29 protein-coding genes are annotated in these 26,844 nt (G+C 60.8%); 12 read left to right on the top strand and 17 right to left on the bottom strand.

The window, feature by feature from the left end; all coding sequences use genetic code 11:
- Nucleotides 1–79: 79 nt before the first annotated feature.
- From ACJRW5_RS09970 to ACJRW5_RS09945, 6 genes are all read left to right on the top strand, one after another.
- Nucleotides 80–1,141, top strand: coding sequence for an AI-2E family transporter (locus tag ACJRW5_RS09970; protein ID WP_484570582.1), 1,062 nt, complete (start codon nt 80–82; stop codon nt 1,139–1,141).
- 117 nt (nt 1,142–1,258) lie between these two features.
- Entirely contained in the window at nt 1,259–2,071 is an 813-nt protein-coding gene (locus ACJRW5_RS09965; RefSeq protein ID WP_484570362.1) for an alpha/beta fold hydrolase, read from the top strand.
- A gap of 336 nt (nt 2,072–2,407) precedes the next feature.
- The gene (locus ACJRW5_RS09960; protein WP_484570361.1) at nt 2,408–2,953 is read left to right on the top strand and encodes a hypothetical protein; all 546 of its coding nucleotides are present in this window, start codon (nt 2,408–2,410) and stop codon (nt 2,951–2,953) included.
- Between the two features lie 133 nt (nt 2,954–3,086).
- The gene (locus ACJRW5_RS09955) at nt 3,087–3,272 is read left to right on the top strand and encodes a con-10 family general stress protein (protein ID WP_484570360.1); all 186 of its coding nucleotides are present in this window, start codon (nt 3,087–3,089) and stop codon (nt 3,270–3,272) included.
- Nucleotides 3,273–3,319: 47 nt separating this feature from the next.
- Nucleotides 3,320–3,496, top strand: a complete 177-nt coding sequence (locus ACJRW5_RS09950; RefSeq protein ID WP_484570359.1) for a hypothetical protein — start codon at nt 3,320–3,322, stop codon at nt 3,494–3,496.
- Between the two features lie 26 nt (nt 3,497–3,522).
- Nucleotides 3,523–4,506, top strand: a complete 984-nt coding sequence (locus tag ACJRW5_RS09945; RefSeq protein ID WP_484570358.1) for an SDR family oxidoreductase — start codon at nt 3,523–3,525, stop codon at nt 4,504–4,506.
- 41 nt (nt 4,507–4,547) lie between these two features.
- Here the strand turns inward: ACJRW5_RS09945 and ACJRW5_RS09940 are convergent, their stop codons facing one another.
- Both ACJRW5_RS09940 and ACJRW5_RS09935 read right to left on the bottom strand, forming a co-directional pair.
- Nucleotides 4,548–5,207: a DUF2238 domain-containing protein gene (locus tag ACJRW5_RS09940; RefSeq protein WP_484570357.1), complete on the bottom strand. Its 660-nt coding sequence runs from the start codon at nt 5,205–5,207 to the stop codon at nt 4,548–4,550.
- Complete coding sequence (locus tag ACJRW5_RS09935) at nt 5,191–5,931, bottom strand: MauE/DoxX family redox-associated membrane protein (RefSeq protein WP_484570356.1); 741 nt, start codon at nt 5,929–5,931, stop codon at nt 5,191–5,193. The genes ACJRW5_RS09940 and ACJRW5_RS09935 overlap by 17 nt, the downstream gene beginning before the upstream one ends.
- A gap of 224 nt (nt 5,932–6,155) precedes the next feature.
- On the opposite strand from ACJRW5_RS09935, the gene ACJRW5_RS09930 reads away from it, so the two are divergent.
- Nucleotides 6,156–6,782, top strand: coding sequence for a LysE family translocator (locus tag ACJRW5_RS09930; protein WP_484570355.1), 627 nt, complete (start codon nt 6,156–6,158; stop codon nt 6,780–6,782).
- Between the two features lie 25 nt (nt 6,783–6,807).
- Here ACJRW5_RS09930 and ACJRW5_RS09925 read toward each other — a convergent pair whose 3' ends face one another.
- Nucleotides 6,808–7,119 carry a chorismate mutase gene (locus ACJRW5_RS09925; RefSeq protein ID WP_484570354.1) on the bottom strand — a complete coding sequence of 104 codons (312 nt, stop codon included), beginning with the start codon at nt 7,117–7,119 and terminating at the stop codon, nt 6,808–6,810.
- 228 nt (nt 7,120–7,347) lie between these two features.
- On the opposite strand from ACJRW5_RS09925, the gene ACJRW5_RS09920 reads away from it, so the two are divergent.
- A complete protein-coding gene (locus ACJRW5_RS09920) occupies nt 7,348–7,908 on the top strand; it encodes a type 1 glutamine amidotransferase domain-containing protein (protein ID WP_484570353.1) in 561 nt (186 codons plus the stop codon).
- 12 nt (nt 7,909–7,920) lie between these two features.
- Here ACJRW5_RS09920 and ACJRW5_RS09915 read toward each other — a convergent pair whose 3' ends face one another.
- Nucleotides 7,921–9,600, bottom strand: a complete 1,680-nt coding sequence (locus tag ACJRW5_RS09915) for a sensor domain-containing diguanylate cyclase (protein WP_484570352.1) — start codon at nt 9,598–9,600, stop codon at nt 7,921–7,923.
- A 291-nt stretch (nt 9,601–9,891) separates the two neighbouring features.
- On the opposite strand from ACJRW5_RS09915, the gene ACJRW5_RS09910 reads away from it, so the two are divergent.
- Nucleotides 9,892–11,940: a TonB-dependent receptor gene (locus ACJRW5_RS09910; RefSeq protein ID WP_484570351.1), complete on the top strand. Its 2,049-nt coding sequence runs from the start codon at nt 9,892–9,894 to the stop codon at nt 11,938–11,940.
- Between the two features lie 150 nt (nt 11,941–12,090).
- Here ACJRW5_RS09910 and ACJRW5_RS09905 read toward each other — a convergent pair whose 3' ends face one another.
- The gene (locus tag ACJRW5_RS09905) at nt 12,091–13,230 is read right to left on the bottom strand and encodes an acetyltransferase domain-containing protein (protein ID WP_484570350.1); all 1,140 of its coding nucleotides are present in this window, start codon (nt 13,228–13,230) and stop codon (nt 12,091–12,093) included.
- Between the two features lie 157 nt (nt 13,231–13,387).
- Between ACJRW5_RS09905 and ACJRW5_RS09900 the strand changes: the two genes are divergently transcribed.
- Nucleotides 13,388–15,160, top strand: coding sequence for a S8/S53 family peptidase (locus ACJRW5_RS09900; RefSeq protein ID WP_484570349.1), 1,773 nt, complete (start codon nt 13,388–13,390; stop codon nt 15,158–15,160).
- Between the two features lie 11 nt (nt 15,161–15,171).
- Here the strand turns inward: ACJRW5_RS09900 and ACJRW5_RS09895 are convergent, their stop codons facing one another.
- The 8 genes from ACJRW5_RS09895 to ACJRW5_RS09860 form a co-directional block, all read right to left on the bottom strand.
- The gene (locus ACJRW5_RS09895; RefSeq protein WP_484570348.1) at nt 15,172–15,495 is read right to left on the bottom strand and encodes a low molecular weight protein tyrosine phosphatase family protein; all 324 of its coding nucleotides are present in this window, start codon (nt 15,493–15,495) and stop codon (nt 15,172–15,174) included.
- Nucleotides 15,492–16,022 carry a GNAT family N-acetyltransferase gene (locus ACJRW5_RS09890; RefSeq protein ID WP_484570347.1) on the bottom strand — a complete coding sequence of 177 codons (531 nt, stop codon included), beginning with the start codon at nt 16,020–16,022 and terminating at the stop codon, nt 15,492–15,494. The genes ACJRW5_RS09895 and ACJRW5_RS09890 overlap by 4 nt, the downstream gene beginning before the upstream one ends.
- A gap of 53 nt (nt 16,023–16,075) precedes the next feature.
- Nucleotides 16,076–16,645 (bottom strand): DUF1285 domain-containing protein, encoded by a 570-nt coding sequence (locus ACJRW5_RS09885; RefSeq protein WP_484570346.1) that lies wholly within the window; start codon nt 16,643–16,645, stop codon nt 16,076–16,078.
- Between the two features lie 118 nt (nt 16,646–16,763).
- On the bottom strand, nt 16,764–17,366 hold the full coding sequence (locus tag ACJRW5_RS09880) for a DUF4823 domain-containing protein (RefSeq protein ID WP_484570345.1): 603 nt from the start codon (nt 17,364–17,366) through the stop codon (nt 16,764–16,766).
- 215 nt (nt 17,367–17,581) lie between these two features.
- Complete coding sequence (locus tag ACJRW5_RS09875; protein WP_484570581.1) at nt 17,582–19,084, bottom strand: tripartite tricarboxylate transporter permease; 1,503 nt, start codon at nt 19,082–19,084, stop codon at nt 17,582–17,584.
- Between the two features lie 37 nt (nt 19,085–19,121).
- Nucleotides 19,122–19,574, bottom strand: a complete 453-nt coding sequence (locus ACJRW5_RS09870; protein ID WP_484570344.1) for a tripartite tricarboxylate transporter TctB family protein — start codon at nt 19,572–19,574, stop codon at nt 19,122–19,124.
- Between the two features lie 100 nt (nt 19,575–19,674).
- Nucleotides 19,675–20,646: a tripartite tricarboxylate transporter substrate binding protein gene (locus ACJRW5_RS09865; RefSeq protein WP_484570343.1), complete on the bottom strand. Its 972-nt coding sequence runs from the start codon at nt 20,644–20,646 to the stop codon at nt 19,675–19,677.
- An 82-nt stretch (nt 20,647–20,728) separates the two neighbouring features.
- Nucleotides 20,729–21,379 (bottom strand): 4-carboxy-4-hydroxy-2-oxoadipate aldolase/oxaloacetate decarboxylase, encoded by a 651-nt coding sequence (locus ACJRW5_RS09860; protein WP_484570342.1) that lies wholly within the window; start codon nt 21,377–21,379, stop codon nt 20,729–20,731.
- Between the two features lie 90 nt (nt 21,380–21,469).
- Here ACJRW5_RS09860 and ACJRW5_RS09855 point away from each other — a divergent pair, with 90 nt between their 5' ends.
- A complete protein-coding gene (locus ACJRW5_RS09855; protein ID WP_484570341.1) occupies nt 21,470–22,384 on the top strand; it encodes a LysR family transcriptional regulator in 915 nt (304 codons plus the stop codon).
- 9 nt (nt 22,385–22,393) lie between these two features.
- Here the strand turns inward: ACJRW5_RS09855 and ACJRW5_RS09850 are convergent, their stop codons facing one another.
- Nucleotides 22,394–23,362, bottom strand: coding sequence for a GTP 3',8-cyclase MoaA (locus ACJRW5_RS09850; protein ID WP_484570340.1), 969 nt, complete (start codon nt 23,360–23,362; stop codon nt 22,394–22,396).
- A 79-nt stretch (nt 23,363–23,441) separates the two neighbouring features.
- A complete protein-coding gene (locus tag ACJRW5_RS09845) occupies nt 23,442–24,065 on the bottom strand; it encodes a TetR/AcrR family transcriptional regulator (protein WP_003461933.1) in 624 nt (207 codons plus the stop codon).
- 75 nt (nt 24,066–24,140) lie between these two features.
- On the opposite strand from ACJRW5_RS09845, the gene ACJRW5_RS09840 reads away from it, so the two are divergent.
- On the top strand, nt 24,141–25,274 hold the full coding sequence (locus tag ACJRW5_RS09840; RefSeq protein WP_484570339.1) for an aminotransferase class V-fold PLP-dependent enzyme: 1,134 nt from the start codon (nt 24,141–24,143) through the stop codon (nt 25,272–25,274).
- A gap of 311 nt (nt 25,275–25,585) precedes the next feature.
- On the opposite strand, the gene ACJRW5_RS09835 is transcribed toward ACJRW5_RS09840, so the two are convergent.
- A complete protein-coding gene (locus ACJRW5_RS09835) occupies nt 25,586–26,368 on the bottom strand; it encodes a TatD family hydrolase (protein WP_484570338.1) in 783 nt (260 codons plus the stop codon).
- Between the two features lie 108 nt (nt 26,369–26,476).
- Nucleotides 26,477–26,833, bottom strand: coding sequence for a PilZ domain-containing protein (locus ACJRW5_RS09830; RefSeq protein WP_003245164.1), 357 nt, complete (start codon nt 26,831–26,833; stop codon nt 26,477–26,479).
- Nucleotides 26,834–26,844: the final 11 nt, after the last annotated feature.

Raw genomic sequence — 26,844 nt, 5'->3', positions numbered from 1 at the left:
AAACCCCACTCCAACTTTGTGGGCACTTTGCCAGAGCATCGGGGGACTAACTGGCATGTCCCTTCCCGGCGAAACCGATATGCGAAACCCGACCTTCGAACAGAAAGCCTTCATCCTCCTGCTCGTTCTGGTGACGATTGCCTTCTTCTGGATACTCCTGCCGTTCTACGGCGCGGTGTTCTGGGCAATGGTCCTGGCCGTGGTGTTCGCCCCCCTGCAGGAGCGTCTCAACCAGCGTATCAACGGCAGCCGCAACCTCGCCGCCCTGCTGACACTGACCATTTGCCTGCTGGTAGCGATTCTGCCGGTCATCTTCATCACCTCGGCGGTGGTTGCCGAGGGCACCAGCCTCTATGAACAGCTGGAGTCCGGCGAGCTGGACTTTGGCGCCTACGTGACCAGTACGGTACGGGCACTGCCAGTGCCCATGCAGGAGCAGTTGCACCGTTTCGGCCTCGCTAACCTCGACGGTCTGCGTGAGCAGATCTCCAGCAGCGCCACCGCCGGCAGCCAATACCTGGCCACCAAGGTATTCGCCATCGGCCAGGGCACGTTCGAGTTCTTCATCAGTTTCGGCGTGATGCTGTACCTGCTGTTCTTCCTGCTGCGCGACGGCCAGGATCTGGTGCGCAACATTCGCAACGCCATCCCGCTGGCCGACAGCACCAAACGCCGCCTGCAGATCAAGTTCACCCGCGTGGTGCGCGCCACGGTCAAGGGCAACGTGGTGGTTGCCGTCGTGCAAGGCGCGCTCGGTGGCTTCATCTTCTGGGCGCTGGGCATCCACAGCCCGCTGCTGTGGGGGGTGCTGATGGCATTCCTGTCGCTACTGCCAGCAGCTGGTGCCGGCATCGTCTGGGCACCGGTCGCGGTCTATCTGATGCTCAGTGACAACCCTTGGCAGGGCGTCATCCTAACCGCCTTCGGCGTGCTGGTGATCGGCCTGGTGGACAACATCCTGCGCCCCATCCTGGTTGGCAAGGACACCCGCCTGCCGGACTACCTGATTCTCGTCTCCACTCTCGGCGGCCTGGCTCTGCTGGGGCTGAACGGTTTCGTGATCGGCCCTCTGGTGGCCGCACTGTTCGTGGCCAGCTGGAATCTGTTTGGAGCGAAGAAGAAGGTCAGATTGCCGGAGTGAGGCACGCGAGATTCACGCAGGCGTTCGAACCTGGAAGGCAATGCGGCAGTTCGCCCTAGCGCATATTCAGCAAGGCGGTGATAAAAGACCGAGACATCAGGTCAATCAGAATCAGACATGGAATTCACCCAGTACGGCTGCTCTGCGGGGCACCCCGTGATCTACTTCCATGGCGTGCCAGGCTCGCCACTCGAGAGCGCCATCTTCGATGCACCGGCCCGGATGCAGGGGCTGCGTATTCTGAGCTTCGATCGTTTTGCCATCGCCCCGTCGCTTGGCGGTGCCGACTACTACCAGCACATCGCACACTTGATCGACAAGACGCTTCAAGGCGCCCCGGCAGACTTTATCGGTTTTTCCCTGGGCGCTCATGCCGCCCTGGAAGTCAGCGCTCTGATGCCGGGCCAGGTTCGCTGCCTACATTTGATTTCGGCTGCCGCCCCTCTCGACGCCGGTAACTTTCTCGATGGCATGGCCGGCAAGGCGGTGTTCTCGCTGGCCACGCTTAACCCAACTCTGTTCCACTGGCTTGCAAGGTGGCAAGCGCTACTGGCTAGGCGCGCACCTCGGCTGCTGTTTGGCGCCCTATTCGCCAGCGCCTGCAGCGGAGACCGGGCGCTGGTGAAAGACCCGGCGTTCAGAGCACTCATTTGCCGCGTGTTGCGAAACGGCTTCGCCCATGGGACGGCCGGCTACATGCGGGACATCCATCATTACCTGCAACCTTGGTCAACCGAGGTCTTCGACGGTGCGGCAAGCGTCTGCCTATGGCATGGCACGCAGGACAACTGGTCACCTTTCGCCATGTCGACGTATCTGGCCGAACGCATGGCGCAGAAGGCGCGCCTCGAGCGCATGAACGGGCTTTCTCACTATTCTTGCCTGTACGCGGCTGCACCGCGGATTTGTGCGCGACTCGCCAACGCGTGACTCAGCGAATCGTCGCTTGCAGTGCCTCGTCTACTTCCCGAGTGGCCAAGGCTTAATGCCTGTCTCTTCAGCCGCGCAAAGAAAGCTTGGCAGCAACCGCCTACCTCACCAACCGCGCACCGATAGACCTCCACGCCACTTCTGGGCATTAGGGTCATAGAGCCTCGCATCAAACCCAACGCGTTTCCTGGCTTGAGCCAAGAACGACCGGCAATTGGCCCTGCCACCAGGAGCACGACAAAAACACTGAATGACTGGACCGCCCGCAGTCTAACCCTCAGTCGTTAGCTACGGCTCGTAGAGCGGCGAAACACAACCGACAGTCGAGCAGGATCGATGAAGACTTCACGAATCGTTACGCCCTCAGCGCATGCCGCGCAGCAGGCAGATCACGCCCAAACCCTGATCTTCGGCACGCCGAAAGAACGACTGGATTTCTACCGTCGGGAAGTTCAGTACGAGACCAGCCTGCTGGCTGGGCGTACCAACGCCTATTTGACGGCGCAGTCGTTTCTGGTCATCGCCTATGCGACCTCGATGGCCAATTCGAACCCGCACTGGGGCGCCGTGTTCACCCTGATTTTCCCCGCCCTTCTGGCGCTGCTGGGTGTGATCAGTTCACTGCATGCCTGGCCTGGCATCAGGGCTTCCGCGACCATCGTCAAGCACTGGCACTACAAGCAGGAGCAATTGCTGCGCAGCGACCCCGAATTCGGCCACGCCTATGACGATTCCCCCCTGTTCAGCGAGCAGGAGGCCAGCAGCGACAGCACCTACAAATCACTGCTGTTCTCGCTCCGCTCCCCCTGGCTGTTCGTTGTTTTCTGGTCCGTACTGGGGCTGTTCTCCACCTGGCTGCAACTGCCATCGGCGAATCTGTGAGCTGGCCCGCTAGTGGCTCACCGCTCGTCAGCTACCAGCAAGCGCAGCGTGGAAATAGAGTGAACGCAAGCGGCGACAGTTTTCTCCATTGCTTCACGGAGGCAATCCTGCCTCTGCAATCGGGAGAACCGAAATGACCAATAGCAAAAGCACCGGTAACAACAATCCGGGTAACTTCGCCAATGATCGTGAGAAAGCATCCGAAGCCGGCAAGAAAGGCGGTCAGGTAAGTGGCGGCAACTTTGCCAACGATCGCGAGAAGGCTTCTGAAGCAGGACGCAAAGGAGGCCAGAACAGCCACGGTGGTGGCCGCCAGTAGGCGTACCCCCGGAGAGAGGCCCTTGATGGGCCTCTTCGGGGATGGCCATGCGACTGGGTGAGCTGGCCGGACGCATTCCGGGCTACCGCATCGAAAGTATCGGGCCGCAACAGGGCGATACGGGCGTGACGGTAATCAATCAGGTAAACGGCAAGCGTTTCGCCATCGCTGCAACCCGAATCGAACAACTCGCGGTTGGCACAGGCATCAGGCCCAGCAGATAACGATCCAATGATTGCAGGAGAGTTCGATGGCTACAACTCAACTGAATGACGCACTGGTGGTCATCACCGGCGCATCGAGTGGTATCGGCCGCTGCGCCGCCCACGAGTTCGCCCGCCATGGCGCACGCCTGGTGCTCGCCGCACGTGATGACGCGGCACTGGCTTGCGTGGTCGAGGAATGCGAGCAACTTGGCGCATGCGCTTTGGCTGTACCTACTGACGTCACCCGCAACGAAGCAATGGAAAATCTGGCCGAGCGCGCTGCCGCATTCGGCGAAGGGCGTATCGATGTCTGGGTGAACAATGCTGGTGTTGGCGCAGTGGGCTGCTTTGAAGACACGCCGCTGGCAGCGCACGAGCAGGTGGTGCAGACCGACCTGCTCGGTTACCTGCGCGGTGCCTATGTGGTGCTGCCGTATTTCAAGAACCAGACCACCGGCGTGCTGATCAATACGCTGTCACTCGGCAGTTGGGTCGCCCAGCCCTACGCGGCAGCCTACTCCGCCGCCAAATACGGCCTGCGTGGACTCACCGAGGCGCTGCGTGGCGAGTTGGCAAGCTGGCCGAACATTCATGTCTGCGACATCTATCCTGCGGTGATGGACACGCCGGGCTTCCGCGATGGTGGCAACTTCACCGGCCATGAGCTGAGCCCGCCGCCCCCGCGCTACGATCCACAACGCGTTGCCGAAGCCATGGTCGAGATGGCACTGAGCCCACGGCCCAGCAGAACCGTTGGCAGTGCGGCGACCCTGCTGCGCCTCGGTCATTTCCTGCTACCAGGTTTCGCAAAGATCTCAGGGCTGATCGTGGGCCGTGCTCTCAAGCGTGGGCAGCGCACCCAACATTCCACCGGCAATCTGTTCCAACCGCCGTCGGGCGAAAGGCGCATCGACGGCGGCTGGCGCGCCCAGAGCAGTGCTCAGCCTGTTCCGATGCTGCTGGCGGGTACGGCGGCGGCTCTGCTGCTGGGCTGGGGCCTGCGGCGCTTGCGCAAGAGCTCAGGCTGAGCAAACACGCCTGGCTGCAGGCGCCCTGCAGCCAAGGCGATTCAATTGGCGCTCGACGAACCCAGGCGCTTACGAGCCAGGCTGATCATGCAGCACAGGATTGCACCGCCCAGGGCAAGTGCCATGTCCTTCTGGGCGTCCCAGGGGTCCTGCTGAGTGGCCAGGAATGCTCTGGCCTGGTCCTTGCCCAGATACTCTCCCCCGATCCACTCGATCAGTTCATACGACGCCGAAGTGGACATCACCAGGCTCAGGGTCAGCAGAATCAGCCAGCCGCCACGCATCGGGGTCAGACGCAGCAGCAGCTCACGCAGCGGTACAGCGATCAGCAGGCCGTAACTGAAGTGCACCAGACGGTCGTACTGATTGCGCCTCCAGCCCATCGCATCATCCAGTGATTGGCCGCTCAGGCTGCGCAGCCACTGGTCATAAGGCACCTTTGCATAGGTGTAATGCGCGCCCAGTTCGTGGACTACCAATAGCGCCAGGATCGCCAGATAGGCGCCAGGCGAAAAACGTAGCCAGGGCCAGGCGATGCTCAGCCCGAGCAGCAACAGGATGGGTAGTGCACTTTCCAGCACCCAACTGACCCTGTCCTGTGGCGCCATGCCTGCAAGGGCCAGCACCGCGATGCCCATGCCCAACAGGATAAGCGCTGTTGCAGGCCTGGCTGACGGGGCAAGGTCAGGCACTGTGGCCATAGAGCATCCAGGCCCCCATCAACAGCATCAGCAGGTTTTCGCCCAGTGAGACAGGGCCGAGCGGAACGCTGCTGTCACCGCCCACACACGCGCACTTAAGCTCCCGCTTCTGGATGTAAACCGCATAGAAAACCGAAACAGAGCCGATGGCGCCGATGAAAATGGCCAGTGGCGCCGCCAACCAGATCAATGCGCCCGCGACCATGAGCACACCGGCCAACGCCTCCGCGAACGGATAGAAATAGGCGTAAGGGACGTAGCGACGCGCGAGCAGATCATAGCCAAGAAAGGTATTGCTGAAGCTTTCCAGATCCCTGAGCTTGAGCATTGCCAGCAGACACATGCTGATGGCCACGAACCACTGCAGAACGCGTCCCTGCAGCAAGGAGCCGAAAGCCATCCAACTGAGCGCCAGGGCCATCGCCCCGGCCATGGCAAATACCACCAGTACCGGCTGATAGACGGACAACGATGAGTGCCCGCCCTTACCCAGATGCTGGCGCAACTCGTCATAGCCGCCGATGCGTTGTCCGTCGATGAAAATCTGTGGCGTACTGTCGACCTGATGCGCCTCTTTAAACGCGTCGGTTTGCTCACGATCACGCAGCCAATGATCCTCGACCTCGTAACCTTCATGTCGAAGCAGGTGCAGGGCCTTCAGGCCGAATGGACAGATATGATCCTTCATCACCATGCGATGGATTGCCGCGTGTTTGGTCGTCATGCGCGTCTCCCCTATTCACTGTCGTGTCGATCAGTAGAGGCCGAGCACGGTGTCGAGTTCGAAGAGTCTTTACGGCCTGTAGCGCAGCACCGGCATTCGCCGACAGGCAGCCGGCGTCACCTATGTGAGTGATGGACTTCGATTTGCCAGGCAGAACAGCCACAGGCTAGTGTCTATGCTACCGGGGCGCGGAGTCGTCGCTCGTTTTCTACAAGGAGGTTTGCATGTTCCCCATCGATACCTGGCTCGCTTATACCGGCGCCTGCATTCTGCTGGTGCTGGCTCCCGGCCCGGACAATCTGCTGGCGATCGCTCGTGGTCTCGGTCAGGGACGTTTGGCGGCCATCGTTTCCGGCATGGCCTCGGGCACCGGCATTCTTTTCCATGTTCTGGCTGCATCACTGGGGCTGACCCTGCTGATGCAAACCTCGGAGCTGGCGTTCTGGCTGATCAAGTGCATCGGTGCCGGGTACCTGCTCTGGCTGGGCATCAAGGTACTGCGCAGCCGCAACCTGATCAGTTTTCGTAGCGTCAGCCGACAATCGCTGCCGAGCATCTTCGCTACCGGCTTCCTCTCTGCTGCTCTCAACCCCAAGCCGGGCTTTTTCGTGCTGGCGTTCATCCCGCAGTTCGTCGATCCGCAGTTGGGTTCGGTCACGACGCAAATGCTGGTCTATGGCCTCTGGTTCGCTGTGCTGACGGCTGTGGGTTTTGCTCTGATGGGCGTGTTCGCCTATAGGCTGTCGGCTTACCTGCAACAGCGCCCCAGGTTGGTGAAAGGCTTGAACCTGGGCGCCGGAATGACTTTCGTGGCGTCAGGCGTATCCGTCGCCACGCTGAGCCAACGCTAATACCTCTTCAGATCGACAGCGCCCATCAGTCGGCGCTGTCTGAACTCGTATTGAGCGCCGCGTGGGTTCGCAATTCTTCGCGGATGAATGCAGCGATCATCGCGCGATAGACCTGCTCCACGACCTCGGCCGAGGCACCGCGCTGATCGGCGAGTTCACGCACCTTGTCGATGACCTGCTCGACGCGTGCCGGTGCGCGGACGTCTGCATCATCCTTCTTGAAACGTGCCGCCTGCGCGACGAAACCGCCGCGTTGAGCGATCAGGTCGACCATGGCGCGGTCGATCTGATCGATGTGCCGACGTACCTCGTCGAGAGAGCTGCATTGCACGTCCATATGAAGATTCCCTGTATTGGTTTCGAGTAGACGCCACACGGTAGTCGACACAGTGCCTGAGGTTCAAGGCAATGGCTTTGGCCCATGCCATCGCACATCTGCTTGAGTCGAGCCCTGAGGCAATCTGTTCGAACTTCTGCACCTCATATCCCTCAATCCTGATACATGCCGCGTTCACCAACGCGACCATTTACTGCGCCGTCGGGCGCACCAGCGGAGGTATTGATCATGAGTTCGAATCTGCAAGGCAAGAAGGTGCTGTTCATCACCGCCAACAGTGGCATCGAGCGCGACGAGTTGCTCAAGCCGATGCAGGCCCTGAAGGATCAGGGTGCGAGCGTTACCCATGCGAGCGTCAAAGGCGGCGAGGCCGAAACCTGGCTCAAGGACAGCGAGAAAGACGTTACCGTGCAGTCTGACACGCAGATCAAGGGGCAGAGCGCTGAGGAGTACGACCTGCTGGTGATTCCTGGCGGCACGGTCAATGCGGACAACCTGCGCCAGGACGAGGATGCCCAGCGTCTGGTTCAGGAGTTCCGTGACGCCGGCAAAACAGTCGCGGCGATCTGCCACGGGCCCTGGCTGCTGATCGATGCCGGCGTGGTACCAGGCAAGGTGATGACCTCGTACTCCAGCGTGCGCCTGGATCTGAGCAACGCGGGCGCCGACTGGGTGGATGCCGAGGTGAAGGTTTGCCCAGGCCAGGACTGGACGCTGATCACCTCACGCAATCCTGGCGATATCACGGCATTCAATGAGGCGATCAGCCAGGCGTTAAAGGCTGCGTGAGTCGGCCAGCGCTCAGTGATACTCGATCCGGTTGCGCCCACCGCGTTTCGCGCAGTACAGCGCGATATCACTGCGCGACAACGCGGCTTCGACGCTGGTGTCGTTGGCCGTGAGAGATGAGATGCCGACGCTGACGGCGAGAAATATCTGTTCACCGGCGTGTAGCACCGGCGTTCTGGCCAGCTCGCTCTGGATGCGCGTGGCGAAATGCATGGCTTTTTCCAGGTCAGCCTCGCTGAGCACCACGGCGAATTCTTCACCGCCCAGACGGCCAGCGGTGTCGGTCTTGCGCAGCTGTGAGCCGAGTATGGCCGCGAAGTGGCGCAAGGCCTGGTCACCGACATTGTGCCCCCAGCGGTCGTTGATGGCCTTGAAGTAGTCCAGATCGAACATCAGGATCGCCGCGCTCTGCCCCGCGCAGCGCTGCAACCGCGCCAGCTCGGCTTCCAGCTGACGCATGAAATGCCGGCGATTGGCGAGCTGCGTGAGAAAGTCGGTGGTGGCGAAGGCCTGCAGCTCGGCCTCGATCTTCTTGCGCTCGGTGACGTCGGTCATGAAGCCATGCCAGATCACACTGCCGTCACTCTGCCGCCGCGGACAGGCTTCAGCTTGGCACCAGGCGATGGCGCGCCCCGGCACCTGCACGCGAAACTCGTGGCGCCAAGGCGCCAACTGCTCGGCACTGTGCATGAAGGTCTGCACGAAAGCGTCCCGATCATCCGCATGGATGATCGCCGTAAGCGCCTGGGTATCAGCCATCAACTGAGCCGCCGTGAGGCCGCAGATGGCGTGCGCGCCGGCGCTGACGTAGGTGAACCTCGGCTCACCACGCAGCGGCCGCAGGAACTGAAAGACCATGCCGGGGATTTCATTGGTGAGGTCCGTCATCAGCTCCACGGTTTGCTGCACCTGCTCGGACAGCCGGCGCATGGCGGTGATATCGGTCGTGGTACCGATCATTCTCAGCGCCTGGCCCTCGCTACCGCGCTCGACCACCTTGCCGCGACTGCATACCCATTTGTACTGACCATCCCGGCAGAGCAGCCTGTGTTCCACTTCGTAGGCTTCGGTGCGCTGCTCGAGGTGCGCCTGAATGGTCGCGCGAACGTAGTCGAGCTCGGACGGATGCACACGTGTGTAGCTTTCTTCGATGCGGTTGCCGATTTCATGATCGGCATAACCCAGCAGCGCCTTCCAACTGCTGGAGTAGTGAATTTCCCCGGTAATGATGTCGCGATCCCAGATACCGGTACCACTGCCGGCAGTGGCCAGCGCCATGCGGCGCTCGCTATTGCGCAGGGTTGCAAGCTCGGCTTCCCGCTCCAGCTGGTGCAGCGCCAGGGCCGCGAAATCCCGCAACGCCTGCTGCTCGCTGGCATCGAGTTCACGGGGCGTGTCATCGAGCAAATAGAGTGTGCCGATCCTGCTGCCCTGGCAGGAAAGCAGCGAATGGGCGGCAAGAATGCGCAGAGGCGGAGCTGCAACGGATACTCCCTCCTCCTGGATATCCACGATCTGGGATCGCTGTAACTCACTTAGGCCAGGGCTGGCCCAGATACGCCGTGCGCGCCCCTCTCCCGCAACCAGCATGCTGGCAAGAATGCTGAAGTGAGCGCAGAGCAGACGGACGATTCCGTCGAACTGCTGATCAATGGAACTGGCAGGTGTGTTGATCGAACCCAGAGGCTGCATAGGACTTCTGCTTCGCATGGACCGTACAAGACACTGATAGTGATACGCCATTAGTGCGCAGACGTCTAATCGTTCATGGCGCAGTTGCTGGGCTGCAAGGCTCGGGCAGCGGTGAAAGCTGTCTAGCACGGCATTCCACCGAGCAAGCATCGAATGGCTGCTTTAGTCGAATCAAACAATATAGTTATGATATAACATCTTTATCGCAGCAAACCTCAGCGCGGAATCTGCCCTGGATCCGCCACAAAAAACACGACTTCAATCCAGCAAACGCAACACTAGGATCCCCCCATGAAAACCACCTCGGCCTCCCTCGCCGTGCTCTCGGCGCTGGTCACGACCGACCTGTTCGCCGCCCAGCCCAGCAACTCCAGCGTGTCACTGGGCGCCGTCTACGCCTACCCGGATTCCAGCAACACGCTGAGCACCGAAAGCATCCTCACCTCGGTGGACGTATTGGGCAGTGATCGCATCGAGAATCAGAACGTCAGCAACAGCTGGGAGCTGCTCGGGCAGATGCCGGGCATCCAGATGACCGAGACGCGCATGGGCGCCGAGTCCGGCAAGGTGACCTTCCGCGCCTTCAACGGCGAGGGCTACATCAACGGCATCAAGACCCTGATCGACGGCATCCCGAGCAACGTCAACAGCGGCAACCAGCGCTTCATCGACATGATCTTCCCGCTGGAGCTGGACTACATCGAGGTGGTGCGCGGCACCAACGATCCGCGCTACGGCCTGCACAACATCGGCGGCAACATCAACTTCGCCACCCGCCAGGGCGGCAACTACAGCGACGGCCGCATCACCTACGGCAGCTTCGATACCCGTGAGCTGCAACTGGCCATCGGCCGTGAAGAAGGCAACTTCGCCCAGAACTACATCCTCGCCAAGCAGGACAGCGAGGGCGAGCGCGATCACAGCCGCTCCAACAAATACTCGCTGGGCGGCAAGTGGTTCCTCAGCAACGACGCGCAGACGGCCAAGGTCGGTCTGGTCGCCCGCCTCTACCACCATCAGGCCGACGAGCCGGGCTTCCTCACCGCTAGCCAACTGCATGCCAGCCGCAGCCAATCGCCGGCGAAGAACGCCCATGACAACAGCGACCGCGACATGAAGCACCTCGGCCTGCACGCCGACCTCCAGCTCAGCGACGACCTCAGCCTGAGCAACAAGCTGTACTACAACAGCTACGACGATGACCGCCGCATCACCTTCACCGATTATCAGCCCGGCAACGCGCCGCGCCAGCGCCGCCTGTGGGAGGAACGCCAGACCGGCGTGCTGAGCAACCTGACCTGGCGCGCCCACGAACGCCTGACCCTCGACGGCGGCGTCAACTACGAACAGCAGAACAACCAGTACACGCGCCACCGCTTCGCCTACAGCCTGCCGACCAACTTCCATGACATGCCAGCGCGGGTGCAGAACGACGACAGCTACACCCTGTACAACACCGGCGCCTACGTGCAGGCGATCATCCAGGCTACCGACAAGTTGAAGATCATCCCCGCCTACCGGGTCGACCAGTTCTCCGGCAACACCGAGATGCTCGGCGGAGTGAAGGCCAAGCTGCAGGACTACGGCTGGATTCGTCAGCCCAAACTCAGCGTGGTCTACAGCCTGACCGACGACATCAACCTGTACGCCAACTGGGGGCGCACCTTCCAGATCCTCACCGGCTCCACCAATCCGGCCTATGTCACCGTCGGGCAGACGCACTTCAGCCCGTCGATCAACACCGGCAAGGAAGTGGGCGTCAAGTTCAAACCGTTCGCCGGCAGCGAGGCGCGCATCGCCGTGTGGCAACAAGACGCCACCGACGAAGTGGCCAACATGCCGGCCACCGGCACCAACGTCGGTCTCGGCGAAACCCGCCGCCGCGGCGTCGATCTGCAGCTCAATGCGCAAGTGACGGACCGGCTGAGCCTCTGGGCCTCGCATTCCTATCAGGAAGCCAAGGTGATCAGCGCCTTCTCCGGCGGCGAGTCACTGGCCGGCAAGGAGGTGTTCTCCACCCCGCGCACCATCAGCAACCTCGGCGCCGACTACCAACTCGACCAGGACTGGCGCATCGGCCTGCAGGCCCGCGCCCAGGGTGACTACTACATCGACGAGCGCAACGCCCAGGGCAAGTACGGCGGCTTCGCCGTGCTCGACGCCAGCGTCAACTACCAGCTCAACGACAGCACCAGCCTCGACCTGCAACTGAAGAACCTTACCGACCGCGAGTACGAGTACGTCTGGTTCGACAACTTCTTCTGGGGTGGCGACGACCAGGCCATGTTCTCCCCGGCCCCGGGCCGCTCGGCTTACCTGTCGCTCAACGTCAAGCTGTAAGACCGCAGCCATCTTGTAGGCGCCCGCTTGCGGCGATTGCCACCCGCTATCGCCCGCAAGCAGGCGCCTACCACACCAATCCGACTCGTAGGGTGGACAATGCTTTACCTGTCCACCATTGACCGCTGCACTGGCGACGGCCTTTTGCCGTTACAGGTACTTGAGCCAGGCAATATCACGTCGACGCGCCTTGAGCCGGCCGAACCAGCGCGTTGGCAGGTACAGCGCCACGCCCAGCAGCCCGCTCATGGCCCAGACCCAGATGACCGAATCGAAGCCGAAGTAAGTGCCCTGATTGCTGCCCCATAGCGCCAGCGCCGCCAGGTAGAGCAACTTCAGCACGTACAGGTGCAGCAGGTAGAAGAACATCGGCGCGCAGCCGAAGACGGCGAGCGTAGCGACCAGACGTCCGTCATTGCGCCGCTCCAACGCGGCCAACAACAGCAAACCGACACCCAACGTCAGGGCCAGGAACAGCAGTGATGGCGGGTACTTGGTGATGTTGAGCAGGCTCATCAGCGTCAGCAAACCACTTTCTTCGAATGCCCAGGGCTGCTCGCCGTAACCGTTGATCAGGCGCAGCGCGACGAACAGCGCCAGTGCGCTGAAGCCAGCGTTGCGCAGGTACTGGCGACGCTGCTCAGGTGCGCAGGTGCTGCAAAACCAGGGACCTATTACGTAACCGAGAGCGATCACGCCGATCCACGGCAGCAACGGGTACGAGGTGCGCAGACGCAACGACTCGGAGAGCTCGATCCAGCCACGATCATGCAGCACCGCCCAGGGCACGTGCAGCAACGACTGCGGTGCAAAATGCAGCCCGTCGAGCAGGTTGTGTCCGGCCACCAGCAACAGCCCCAGGGCCGCCAGCCAGCCGCGCGGCAGCCACAACAGCAGCGACAGCGCCAACATGCTCAGGCCGATGGCCCAGATCACCTGCAGGTAGATCACCGTGGGCGGAAACTGGAAGGTCCAGGCGAAATTGACCAGGGTGAACTCCAGCACCACGAGGAACAGTCCGCGCTTGAACAGAAAGGCACTGGCCGCCGCCCGGCTTGATTGCTTTTCACCGTAAAGGAACGCCGAAAGCCCGGTAAGCAGGATGAATACTGGCGCACACAAATGCGCCAGCGTGCGGCTGAAGAACAGCATTGGATCGGTGCTTGCCACATCCATCGGGTCACTCACCTGCTGGTGCAGGTAGAAGGTTTCGCGGACGTGATCGAGCAGCATGAACAGGATGACCAGGCCACGCAGGGCGTCTATCGAGAGTAGGCGATGGGAGGGCATGGAAGACTTCGGATGAGCGCTCAAGAAACGTAATACCATAACACTTAACACTGGACTTAGCTCGGCTCAGGCGAGGCGACTCAATGCCCCGACGCCTGAACGAAGCGCGGCCAAGACAGTCGGAAAAGCAGGACAACCGCCACGGAGGCCCTGCCCCATGCTCCGCAGCCGCACCATTCTTCCCGCGCTGGCCATCGCAGCGCTCAGCCCGTTCGCCGATGCACAGGAACCCCTGCGTATCGAGAGCTTGCAACGCTGCGGCGATCTGCTCACCAGCGAGCGCCAAGACTGGTGCCTGCAGGTACGCGGCCTCGGCAAGCAGATACCCAAGGTGCAACTGGGCGACAGCACGCTTCCCGCCTCGGAGGTGAAACGCAGTGGCGATAACCTGCGTCTGCAATTAAGCCACGACCAGCACCACAGCGCGCCGCTGTGGCTGGAAGACGACTCGCGCAGCAGCAACCCGGTCTGGCTCTCGCTACAGGGCAGCCACGTGCTGGCCGCCCGGCCCGATGAGGTGGCAAAGAACATGGATGGCCTGACGACTTACGTCGACCTGGTCAGTCTGCTGATCGAGGAAAGCCACGATGGCCTCGATGAAGCCAGACGCCTGGCCCGGAAATACGATGCCGAGGTGGTCGGCGCCATTCCCCCGCTGAACGTTTACCAGCTGCGCCTGCCGGTGAAGAACCTCACCGAGCGTGATGCGCTGGTACTGCGCATGGGCAGTGAAACCAGCGTCGATGCCGTGGTGATCGAGGAAAGCGCAGCAGAGCGCGGCGAAGAGGCAGAACCGAAGGCCGAGCTGAAGTCGCAGCCGGACAAGAATTCCGAGGAGTGGGCGGCCAATCGCTTCATGGACGCGGTGAACTATTACCTGCGGCGCATCCCTGCCGGCGAAACGCCCATCGACACCAAGTCGGTGCGGATCGGCGTGATCGAACGCAACGTCGACTTCGACGCGCCTGACTTCGCCGATTATCAGGGCGCCTGCCCTGAGGGCGCACGACGCACCTGTCTCTACGCCCGCGACGCCGGCAAGCCAGACAACCACGGCAGTACCGTGGCCGGCATACTGGCCGCGCACTGGGACAAGGGTGGCAATACCGGCTTTCTGCGTGGCCTGGACAAGGCCAGTAACGGCTTCGAGGTCATCGTCGAACGCAACTCGGATGCCGGCATCACCGCCAACATCGCGGCCTCGGTCAATCTCGTGGAAGACGGTGTGCGCGTGCTCAACTGGAGCTGGGGCATCCACCGTGTCGGTACCCGCAATGTCGAAGGTGACGAGATCGACTCGCTGGTACGCTCGGGCATCGCCATGAGCGGCTATGAGGAATTGCTGGAGGAGTTCTTTCTCTGGCTGCGCGAAGAACATCCGGACGTACTGGTGATCAACTCCGCGGGCAATGGCTCGTCCTACTCTGGCAGGGACGAATACCGCCTGCCCTCCTCGTTCATTACCGAGCAACTGCTGGTGGTCGGCGGGCACCAGCGCAGCAAGGACGACAAGGCCGATGTCGACGACCCGGCGTATGTGGTGAAACGCAACTCGTCGAACGTCGATATGCGCGTCGACATCACCGCTGCCGCCTGTGCTCGCGCTTCCACCCGCGAGGTCGATGCGACCGGCGAGGTGCACTGCGGCACCTCTTATGCCACGCCGCTGGTTACTGGCGTGGTCGCGGCCATGCTCTCGATCAACCCACGCCTGCAACCGGAGCAGGTGCGCATGTTGCTACGCCGCAGCGCCATGACCATTGGCGGTGACTACGACTTCGAGCCCATGGATGCCGAAGACCTGACAGCGCCCATCCTGCCCTCGGAGCGTAACTATCAATTGAGTGACAAGGATGTCGGCCGCTCGGCGCGACTGGACATGCAGAAGGCCTTGGATCTGGCAGTGCAAAGCCGGGACCGGGTGCGTTGAGCCCACGCGGATCAACGTAGCAGCGCGGGCACCTTGCGCTGCAACAGGCTGATCAGCTCCGGCTGCATGTAGCCGTAATCGTCGGGAATATCCAGACAAATCACGCGTTTGCCGGCCAGCACCTGACGGTACTGGCGCATCAGCCTGCTGCGGTGGTTCTTCTCCATGACAAAGACCACCGTTGCCCAGTCGAGTTGCTCGGCCGAAAGGCGCACCTCGGCATCAGGGGCCAGCCCGGCGGAATCGGTTTCTACTCCGGGAAAATCGGCGAATACCCGCTCGGCCGTCGGGCTGCGCAAGCGATTGCGACTGCAGATGAACAGGGCACGGGTCACTCGCCGGACACCCGCTCATACAACTCGACAGGTTCCACCTTGCCCTGGCTGCCACATGCACAGTGCCCCAGCCCCAGATGGCGGAAACCGGCCTTGAACAGCACTCGGCCGGATTGCGGATTGCGCGTCAGATGGCTGGCATGCAGACGCCGCAGACGCAAATGACGAAAAGCGAACTCCACCAGTGCGTTGCAGGCTTCGCTGGCATAGCCACGGCTCCAGTACGGCACACCGATCCAGTAGCCCACTTCGGCCTCGCCGCGACTGATGTCTTTCAATGCCATGCAGCCGACCAGCTTGCCGCTGTCGGCCTCGGTGATGATGAAGTTGGCTGCGGCTCCGCTGGCCCACTCCTGCGCGCAACGCTCGATCCACTGCTGCGCCAGCTCGGGCGGATAAGGGTGAGGAATACTGCTGGTGACATCGGCGATACGGAAGTCGCCGGCCAGGCGCTGCACCTCGGGCGCATCGTCAGGTTGTGGCGAGCGCAACAGCAGGCGCTGGGTTTCGATTCGTGGCTCATCCATCTGCATCTCCCTTCAACCCGTAGGGTGCGCCACGCGCACCGAATCGACTGGCCTCAGACCTGGGATTGCCCGATGGGGTAGAACTGCCCGTCGCTCCACACGCCCAGCCAGAGTTCTCCGTCGACCTCACGCTCTACCGCCAGTTCCACCATTTGATAGAACACGTTGCGGTGAATCAGTGCCTCGAGGTTACGCCGCACCAGGATGTAGGGCGAGGGTTCGAGTGTCGCAGGATCGATCTCCACGCGAATCGGATGCTCGGCGCATGCAGTCACTTCATCTTCGACATTGGTAGTGAAACGCAACCGCTGCGTCTCGCCTTCCCCTTCGACCTGCAGAGTCACAGCGACGAAGGGCGCATCGTCGACCTGGATGCCAACCTTCTCGACCGGCGTGATCAGGAAATAGTCGTCGCCATCGCGGCGAATGATGGTGGAGAACAACCGCACCATGGGTTTGCGGCCGATGGGCGTACCCAGGTAATACCAGGTGCCGTCGCGGGCGATACGCATGTCGATATCGCCACAGAAATCGGGGTTCCACAGATGCACGGGAGGCAGGCCCTTGCCTTCGCCCTTGGGGATCTGCGTCAGCAGGTCACCCGCCTTGCCTGGATCGCTCATGCTCTCTCCTCTTGCTTTTCCGTGAGCCGAAGAGGATACACCGCGCAAGGAAGCTTGACCGCGACAGCTACTGCTAAAGGCGCGAAGAAGGCTTTGCCCCTGACAGCCAGCTCTGCTCTCAGCGCCCCAGGCCGATCAGGCTGCGCGCATAGTCATGCAGCGGCGGGCCGATGAGATCCTGTGGTTGGGCATCGTAGAACGTCAGGAAACCGCCGCGGCTACGGATACGTGCAGTATCGACCAGATAGCGAGTATTGGTTTCGATCAGCATCAGCTGGATCGATGCGCGGTCGGTGCCGAGACGATCCAGCGCCTCCTGATCCGCCCATTCATCCTCGTTGCCGATGCGGTCGTCACTGTAGGCGAAGCGTGCGTACAGCAGGTAATGCGCGCCAACAGAGCGTGCTTCGGCCACGGCCTGCTCCAGGCCAGCCGGCTCACGGGCGCGACGTACCAGCGGGAAATATTCGACGAAGCCCTTGAAGGCTTCCTCCGCCACGACGTTAGGCCGCGGATAACCGTGCCCCGGTGGCACAAAATGGCCCTGGGCGATGTAGATGAAAGAGTCCTGCTGCAGACGCCGCGACGCCATGCGCTCGGTACGCCCATGGTCGAGAAACCCGGCGTCGCGCAAATGGTATTCGGCGCCATCGGCCAGATCGCTCACCTTCATGCAGCCGGCCAGGCCCAACAGCGCCACCAGTAGAAACAGGTTACGCATCAATCATTCCTCCTCATGCCGGCGACGGAAAACCGGCGGATAGAGGAGAAATGCAGATTCCACGCCAGTATTGCCGCCGCTCGCCTTGACGAAATTTTCAGACGTTTTTTACGAGAGCACGACACCCCTGCGTGGAGGATGTCGCTCAGCCGGCTGCCGCTACCCCAGTCTGGTGAAACCGCATCTGCAGGAACAAACGCTCCTGCAGATTGCGATCAGTTGCTGACCTGCGCCCCTTTGTCGGCAGAGCGCCGCTTGCGCCAGGCAACCAGCACAGGTGACAACAACGACAGCACGATCAGGGCCAGCAACAGGATGGAGAACGGTCGATCGAGGTAATAAGTCAGCAAATTGCCTTTGGACATTACCAGCGATTGCCGGAAACCCAGTTCGGCCATCGAGCCGAGGATCATTGCCAGCACGACCGCAGCCGTCGAAAAACCTGTTTTGCGCATCAGGTAGCCCAACAGGCCGAAGGCCGCCATCACATAGACGTCGAACATGCTGTTGTTGATGGTGTAGGCACCAACGACCGAGAGCACCACGATGATGGGGGCCAGGATAGCAAACGGAATCATCGAAACCTTGACCACCTGACGAGCCAGAGAAAGTCCGACGATGCCCATCAGCAAGTTGGCGAGAAACAGGCCGACGATCACCGCATAGACGACGTGCGCATTCACGGTGAACAGCTCATGGCCAGGCTGCAGGCCATGAATGTATAGCCCGCCAAGCATTACCGCCGTGGCAGCACTGCCCGGGATACCCAGCGTCAGCAGCGGAATCATCGCGCCGCCTGTCACGGCGTTGTTGGCCGTCTCAGCGGCCGCCAGTCCCTCGACCTCGCCTTTACCGAAGTTGTCCTGGCGCTTCGAGTTACGCCGGGCTTCGTTGTACGCCACCCAGGAAGCGACATCCCCGCCTGCTCCCGGCAGAATGCCAACCAGAACGCCAATAGCCGAAGAACGTGGAATGGTGCGCCACATGCCACGCCACTCTGCCCAGCTGGGAAAGAGCCGGCCCTGCAGCGCAGCCACAGTGGAAGATTGCTTTGCCGTGTGAATCTTCTCGGCCTGAACCATCACCTGAGAGATGGAAAACAGGCCGATCATGGCAGGAATCAGGGAAATGCCATTTTCCAGATCCGGCAGATCGAAGGTAAAGCGCGGGAACGCGGTCATGATGTCCACGCCGACCAGGCTGATCAAAAGCCCCAGCAGACCGGAAGCCAGACCTTTGGCCATGGCACCGGAAGACAGACTGCCAATGATGGTCAGGCCGAAAATCGCCATCAGGAAATATTCCGGCGCGCTGAATTTCAGCGAAATCTGCGCCAGAGGTGGGGCCAACAGCAGCAACGCCACAACGCTGACCAACCCACCGATGACCGAGCAGACGGTGGAAGTCCCCAGCGCCTTGAGGCCTTCGCCGCGCAAGGTCATCTGGTATCCGTCCAGCGCCGTTGCCGCCGAAGAAGGCGTGCCTGGTGTGTGAATCAGAATTGCCGTTATGGACCCGCCATAAACCGCGGCGCAATAGATCGCACCGAGCAAGACCATGGCAGCAACCGGGTCCATGCCGAACGTCAGCGGAATCAGCAGGGCAATGCCCATAGTCGCGCTCAAACCCGGCAGCGCGCCGAGAAAAATGCCGCCGACAACGCCGAGCAACAGCATCAGCAGGACCTCTACCGACGCCAGCTTGGCCAGCACGGCCATCAGCAAGGAAGTATCAATATCCATCGTGTCTCCCCCTTCAAACCAGCAGGCCGGTCGGCAAGAAGATCTTCAGTTGCCAGACAAACAGCAGGTAGATGAACGCATTGATGGACAGCAGCACCATCAGCGCCTTGACGTATGAGCGATAGCCGAAATACAGCATGAAAAAGGCGGTCGCCAGTGACGTAGCGGCAAAGAAACCCAGCACGGGAATCAGCGCGACATACGCGACCACCCCGGCATAGACGCTCAACGGGCCGCGCAAACCATCGGCGAAAAAACGCGTAACCGCTTCGCCACGATTGCGTGCACGCAGGCTTTTAATCAGCCCACCGCCCAGCACGAACAAGGAAAATGCGCCAAGCGCTACGAGGATCAACCTGGGAAACAGTGCCGGATCTCTCGGCATGTCTGCCGCCAGGCTGTAAAAGAAAAGGCAAAACAACAGCATGCACAGCCCGATGACTGCGTCCAGATGCAGATATTTCATAGTGAGAATCGAAACCTGTCGAGTTGGCCAGTCGCGCCAAAAACCTCTGGCACCCGCATGAACCGGGGGTGATGCCAGGCAGCATCACCCCGTCCTGGACTTACCAGCCCAACAGCTCACTGAGTTCGCGGATACCGTTCTCTTCTTCAAGGAGCATGGCGCGATAGTCATCCCCTGTGCGGATGTCGACCTGCAGACCCATTTCTTTCATCTTGGCCAAATGCTCGGGGTCGTTCAAACCGGCGATGAATGCCTCTCGCAGACTAGTCAGTTGCTCTTGCGACAGACCTTTGGGCGCGGCGATACCCCGTGCCGACCAGGACACTACCCCCGGGAAACCAGACTCGGCGAGCGTGGGAACGTCCGGAATGAAGCTGGAACGCTCCGGTGCCATGACCGCAATGATCGTCAGATCACCGCCTTTGTGCGCCAGGTTGGTATCACCCACATTGGAGAAGCTGACGTCCACATGACCGCCCTGAAGAGCGGCACGCTGCTCCGCGGTACCAGTGGTATGCACGGGTACGAACTGGGTCGCGAACTTCTGGTTCATTTTCAGCATGGCGATATGGTCATCACCATTGGCCCCTGTTGTAGAGGCAGTCAGGGTGTTGGACTTGGCGAACTCAACCAGTTCCTGAATATTGCTGAAGCGTGTTTCATCCTTGTTGATGGAGATGACGCCGTAATCGGTCACATGGTTGGCGATCAGGTCGAAATCATCCAGCGTCGCCTTGCGCTTGTAGTGAGGGTCCAGGTAACCCGTGGTCAGATTGGGTGTGTTGAGGTAGCCCAGGGTGTAACCATCACTTTTCGCATTCAGCATCTGCGTCCAGCCGACCCAGCCACCACCACCGGGGCGGTTGATGATATTCAGGGTAGCGCCCAGTGCCTGCTCGACCTTGGGGAAAAGAATGCGTGCACCCACATCGGTATTACCACCGGCACCGTAGGCGATGATGACCGACACAGGACGTTCGGGATAATCAGCAGCAGCTGGCAGCGCCATGAGCATGAATGCTGCGGGTACGATGCCTTTGAGGATGTTGACTGTTGTTTTTATGGTCTTCATGAGTCGGACTCCGATTTTATTTTTATTGAGTTGCAGGTATTCAGTTTTTGCCGCGTGCTCCGTCGCCGGAGAGATCACGCGGTCAGACCAGCCCCATCTGGCTCAGGGGAGCATTGAGTTCCAGCAGTTCGACGGTGCTTACACCCTCTCGAATTTTCGCGCGGAAGCTGGCCTCTACGTGCTCACGCGCCAACGCACTCTCCAGCACACTGGCCAGGTTCGCTGCTGGTACCACCACCAGGCCGTCCACGTCACCGAAGATGTAATCCCCTGGGTGGATCGTCACATCACCGATGGTGACCGCTACGTTGATCTTGCCTGACTGCTTCTTGGCGGTTCCCTTGATGCTGACGCCACGGCAGAACACCGCAAAGCCCATCTCCTGGATGGCCTGGACATCACGCACCGAACCATTGATCACCAATCCGGCGACCCCTTTGTGCAACGCCTGCTCAGTGAGGATGTCGCCCCAAGGGCCCGCTTCGATAAACGCCTTCGCATCGACCACCAGAACGTCTCCCGGCTGCACATGCAACAGGGAGTAATGCAGCATCAGGTTGTCTCCGGGACGCACATCCACCGTAAAGGCCGGGCCTGCGACCTTCATGCCGGGCGACAGAGGTTTCATTCCCGAATCCAGAGCACCGAACGCACCCTGCGCCTCATAGATGGTGGCGCTGCCAAGCTCACCGAGCTGCCTGGCCAGCTCTTCATTACGGAGGTTATCGATCATATTGTTGACCCCTTGTTTGATCTGTAACCCACTATTACCTAGTATTTATCTTCACTCAATCAGCGTTTTCCGCAGGAACATCCAATAAAAATGAACCTAAGACAGGTCAAATATTTCTGCAAAGTGGTCGAATCAGGTAGCGGCAACGCCGCAGCCAAACTGCTCTGCGTTGCGCCGACGGCCATCAGCACCCAGTTGGGGCTGCTGGAAGAGGATCTGGGAGGCGAACTGTTCGACCGCTCGAAACGGCCCATGCAGCTGACCTCGCTCGGGCAATTCTTCTATCCACGGGCGAAGGAACTGCTGCTGCAGGCTCAACGTCTGGAGGAAGAGTCGAATCGGGTTGCGATAGGCAACGGTGGCTGGCTTGGCGTCGGTTTCATCCGCTCTACCCTGTTCTCGCTGCTGCCCAATGTCATCCGGCATTTTCGCGAGGCGCATCCGGATGTGCACCTGGATCTGGTTGAAAAGCTCTCGGAGTACCAGGTCGAAAGCCTGCATCAACGTCGTATCGACATCGGCATCTCACGCTTCATTGGTGAATATGAACGTCACCCCGACATGGACTACCGCCTGATCTTCGATGACCCGCTGGTAGCGGTACTGCCTGCCAGCCACCCGCTGGCCGGGCAATCCAGTTTCTCGATCACCAGCTTCCAGCACCTGCCATTCATTCTTTATCCCAAGGATGCCCGCAGCCCCTACGGTCAGAAGCTGCATGCCTACCTGAGAGAAAAAGGCGTCAATCCGACGGTCCACCATGAGGCGATTGAGATACATACGGCCTTTGCCCTGGTCGGCGCCGGGCTGGGCGGTACGCTGGTCAGCCGTTCCATGACCGATAACAATCGCCATGACGTGGTGTTCCTGCCGGTCGATGGCATCGAAATCAGCACGTCCCTGGTGGCGGTCACCCGCAAGGGTGAGCAGAACAAGTTGCTCGACAACTTCATCGAGATCTTGATGAGCAGAGGCAAGCAGGCCCAGGCGGCATGGGCTGACTAGGACGGCGCGTCAACCGCCGATGATCTTCATCACCGTGACGCCACCGGAGAAGGCCAGGTCCTGTTTGTCACCCAGCGCCTTGACCAGCAGACGCTGCAAGGCCGGCAGAGCCTGGTGACGCGGCTTGTCCAGCAGGTCACCGACGAAATGGCGGTTGCTCGATGACAGGCAGCCATGCAGCCAACCGGTGGACGACAGACGCAGGCGCGAGCAGGTCCTGCAGAACGGCACGCTTTCATTGGCGATCACGCCGAAATGGCCGGCGCCGGGAATGGCGTAGCGCATCGCCGTGGCGTCCACCGGAGCGCTGGCCTGCACGTACTGATGGCGGCTGCCGATCAGCTCGAGTAATTCGGGCAGCCCCACGAACTGTTGATTGAAGGCGTTGGGGTCGCGTGCCAGATGGCCCATGCGCATCAGTTCGATGAAGCGCAGCTCGAAGCCACGTTCCAGGCAGTACTCCAACAGCGGCAGAACCTGATCGAGGTTCTGCCCGCGCAGCGGCACCATGTTGACCTTGATCTTGATACCGGCCTCACGCGCCGCCTCCATGCCCGCCAACACCGTGGCCAGATCACCGCCACGGGCAATGCCGCGGAATGCATCGGCATCGAGAGTATCGAGGGAAACATTGAGACGGCGGATACCACACTCGACCAGCAGCGGCAGCTTGCGCTGCAGCAACTGACCATTGGTGGTCAGACTGATGTCGTCGAGACCGAGCTGGCTGACCTGACGCAGGAAGGGCTCCAGACGGGTGCTGACCAGCGGCTCGCCACCGGTGACGCGCAGGCGTTCGATACCGGCTGCTTCGATCAGATAAGCCACGCCCCGCGCCATGGCGTCAGCGGACAGTTCGTCTTGCGCAGCGACCAGTCGCTTGCCGTTCGGCACACAGTAGGTGCAGGCATAATTGCAGGCGGCGGTCAGGCTGACGCGGAGATTGCGGAAGCGTCTGCCTTGGCGGTCGACGATCATGGGGAACTCCAGTGGATCAATAGGCTGGAGTATATCGCCATGTCGGCCACGGAACATTCCCGTGGCCGACATGAAGGTATCAGGCGTCGCGCTTGCGCTTGTTGCCCATGCGCACGCCGATATCCATGAGGAACTGGAAGAAGCCCTCCTGATCCTCGAGCACGTTGCTCCAGAACGGCGAGTGATACAGCGCCACGGCACCGTGCACCAACGCCCAGGCGGCGCAGTAGTGGAAGTACGGCGGCACGTCTTCCAGCTTGCCTTCGGCGATACGGCCCTTGATCAGCTGGGTCAGACGCTCGAAGTTGGAGGCGCGGATCTTGTGCAGTTGCTCGACCATCTCCGGGACCTGGTTGCCCTTGACCACCTTTTCCTCCAGGCGGTCGAACAGTCGATAGCGCTGCGGATCGCGCATGCGGAACTCGAAGTAGGCGCGCGACAGCGCTTCCTTGTCGCGGTCGACATCGGCCGAGTGCAACAGCTCGTTCAGATCACGCTCGTAGTCGAGCATCAGGCGCAGGTAGATCTCCGCCTTGGACTTGAAGTGCTTGTAGATAGTGCCTTTGCCGATACCAACTGCGTCGGCGATCATCTCGACGGTTACGCTGTCTTCACCTTGTTCGAGGAAGAGTTTCAGCGCGGTGTCGAGAATTTCTTGTTCGCGGCGACGGAATTCGCGGACCTTACGGGGTTCTTTCTGCATAAAGGGACTACGGGGTCAAAAATCGAAGCGAGCTATTATGCCCAAATGTAGCCAAATTGCACGGATCTTCCGACCATGTACGTGTTTCATGATGAGTTTCCCCAGGAACAGGGACTGCGTTATCTCAACCATGCGGCTGTTTCACCCTGGCCGAAACGCAGCGCTGAAGCGATTCGACGGTTTTCCGAAGCGAACGTAACCTACGGCGCACGCGGCTATTCCGACTGGTTGAAAGCTGAGCGTAGCTTGCGCGAACGCCTCATGCGCCTGATGAACGCACCAAGCACAGGCGATATCGCCCTGGTCAAGAACACCTCCGAAGCGTTGTCCTTCGTCGCCTTTGGGCTGGACTGGCGACCGGGGGATCAGGTGATCATCAGCGATGAAGAGTTTCCCTCCAATCGCATCGTCTGGCTTGCCCTGGCCTCTCAGGGCGTAGAGGTCATGGAGGTCAGCCTGAAAGGCGACGATCCAGAGGGAGCCCTGCTCGCGGCCGTCACCCCGCGTACACGCTTGCTGTCGATCAGCGCCGTGCAATTTGCCAGCGGTTTGCGCCTGGACCTGCCGCGCCTCGGTCAGGGTTGCCGTAAACATGGCGTGCTGTTCTGCATCGATGCCATCCAGCAACTGGGCGCCCTGCCCTTCGACGTACAAGCCTACGGCTGTGACTTCGCCATGGCCGACGGCCACAAGTGGATGCTCGGCCCGGAGGGGCTGGGGGTTTTCTACTGCCGTACGGCAGTGCGCGAACAACTGAAATTGCATGAGTACGGCTGGCACATGCTGGAACATGCAGGTGACTACAACCGTCAGGATTGGCAGCCCGCACGCAGTGCCCGGCGTTTCGAATGCGGCAGCCCGAACATGCTTGGCGCATTCGCGCTGGAGGCGAGCCTGTCGCTGCTGGAAGAGGTCGGTATGGAAAAGGTCGGCGAGTACCTGGAAGAACGCGTGCAGCGCCTGACTGACGCAATTGGCAAGCTACCGGGGGCCATGCTGCACAGCCCGCTCGCTGCGCGACGCCGCGCCGGCATCCTCAACTTCAGCCTGGCCGGCTGGGACAATGCGGCGCTGTATCAGCGTCTGCGCGAAGAACAGGTGATCTGCGTACAACGCGGAGCCGGCGTGCGCTTGTCTCCGCATTTTTACACTCGTGAACAGGTCATCGAGGAGACGCTGGGGCTATTGAGCCAGCTGGCAAAAGGCTGAGGACTCAGCAGCGCCAGCGGTATTCCAAATCCGTTTAAAAAAGTCAGGTTTTGCTCTGGACGCTTGGCCAGCTTGGCCAATACTGAAGATTACTGACGTGCGGCATCTCCCCCCAAGTGCCCCGTCGGCCAAGGTACCGTGGACCGCGTACCTTGATTTACTCCTAATGGTCTTGACCCGGATTCATCCCCCAGAATCCGGGTTTTTTTTGCCTGCACCGGGCATGCAAACCCGGAAGTGGCGAACTCAGTCCCGTAGCCCGGATGCAATTCGGGGAATAGATCTCAAGCGGTACCCGGATTGCATCCGGGCTACACCACACTGGCCAGGGGAAACAGGCGCTTGAAGTTCTCCGAAGTCTGCTCGGCCAGGGCTTCGTAGCTGACGCCACGCAACACAGCCAGATACTCGGCCACCTCACGCACGTATTGCGGCAGGTTGGGTTTACCCCGATGCGGCACCGGTGCCAGGTAAGGTGAGTCGGTTTCCACCAGAAGACGGTCAGACGGCACCTGGCGCGCGACTTCACGCAGCGCTTCGGCATTGCGGAAGGTGACGATGCCCGACAGCGAGATATAAAAGCCGATATCCAGCGCAGCCTTGGCCATTTCCCAATCTTCGGTGAAACAATGCAGCACACCGGCCTGCGGCAGGGCCGCTTCACGCAGCAACGCCAGGGTATCGGCGCGCGCCTCGCGCGTGTGCACGATCACTGGCTTGCCGGTGATACGTGCGGCGTCGAGATGCAGGCGGAAAGATGCCTGTTGCAGTTCGGCAGACTCGGGCTCGTAGTGATAATCCAGTCCGGTTTCACCGATGGCCACCACCTTGGGATGCGCCAACTCGCCCAGCAGCCAGTCCAGCGCCGGTTCCGCGCCCGGTTGCAGATCCAGAGGGTGCACACCCACCGAGCAATCGACATCCGTATAGCGCTCGGCAAGCTCCTTCACGGCGGCGGCGTTGTCGGCGCTGACGCCGATGCACAGAAAATGCCCCACACCCACGGCACGCGCCGCGTCCAGCGCGGCATCCAGCGAGCCATCATGGGCGGCAAGGTCGAGACGATCAAGGTGACAGTGGGAGTCGATCAGCACAGCGGGAAACTCGGGCAACGGAAAAACCCGAATTGTAATCGAAAGGGGCGAAGGTCTGCTTACGCAGCAAACCGCAGCTGTGAAGAGGAAGATTAGCGGCCGGCAGCGTTACATCGTATGAGTCGGGCGGTCGGACTTCAGCGCACCGGCCAGGTAGGTCTCGATTTTGTTGCGCGCGGTGTTGTCACCGTCGTTGAACTGCACGCCGACACCGGCTGCACGGTTGCCCTGGGCGCCTTTCGGGGTGATCCACACGACCTTGCCGGCAACCGGAATCTTCTCCGGCTCGTCCATCAGGTTGAGCAGCATGAACACTTCATCACCGAGCTTGTAGCTCTTGTTGGTAGGAATGAAGAGACCGCCATTCTTGATGAAAGGCATATAGGCCGCATAGAGCACGGACTTGTCCTTGATGGTCAGGGACAGGATTCCGTTACGGGGCCCAAGATTGGGTGGCAGGCTCATCAGTGCATTCC

It is taken from the genome of Pseudomonas pichavaramensis (assembly GCF_050473265.1).
In the GTDB taxonomy this organism is placed as follows: Bacteria; Pseudomonadota; Gammaproteobacteria; order Pseudomonadales; family Pseudomonadaceae; genus Aquipseudomonas.
The sequence above is the reverse complement of the archived record's forward strand: the minus strand, read 5'-3'. Positions and strand labels throughout refer to the sequence as shown.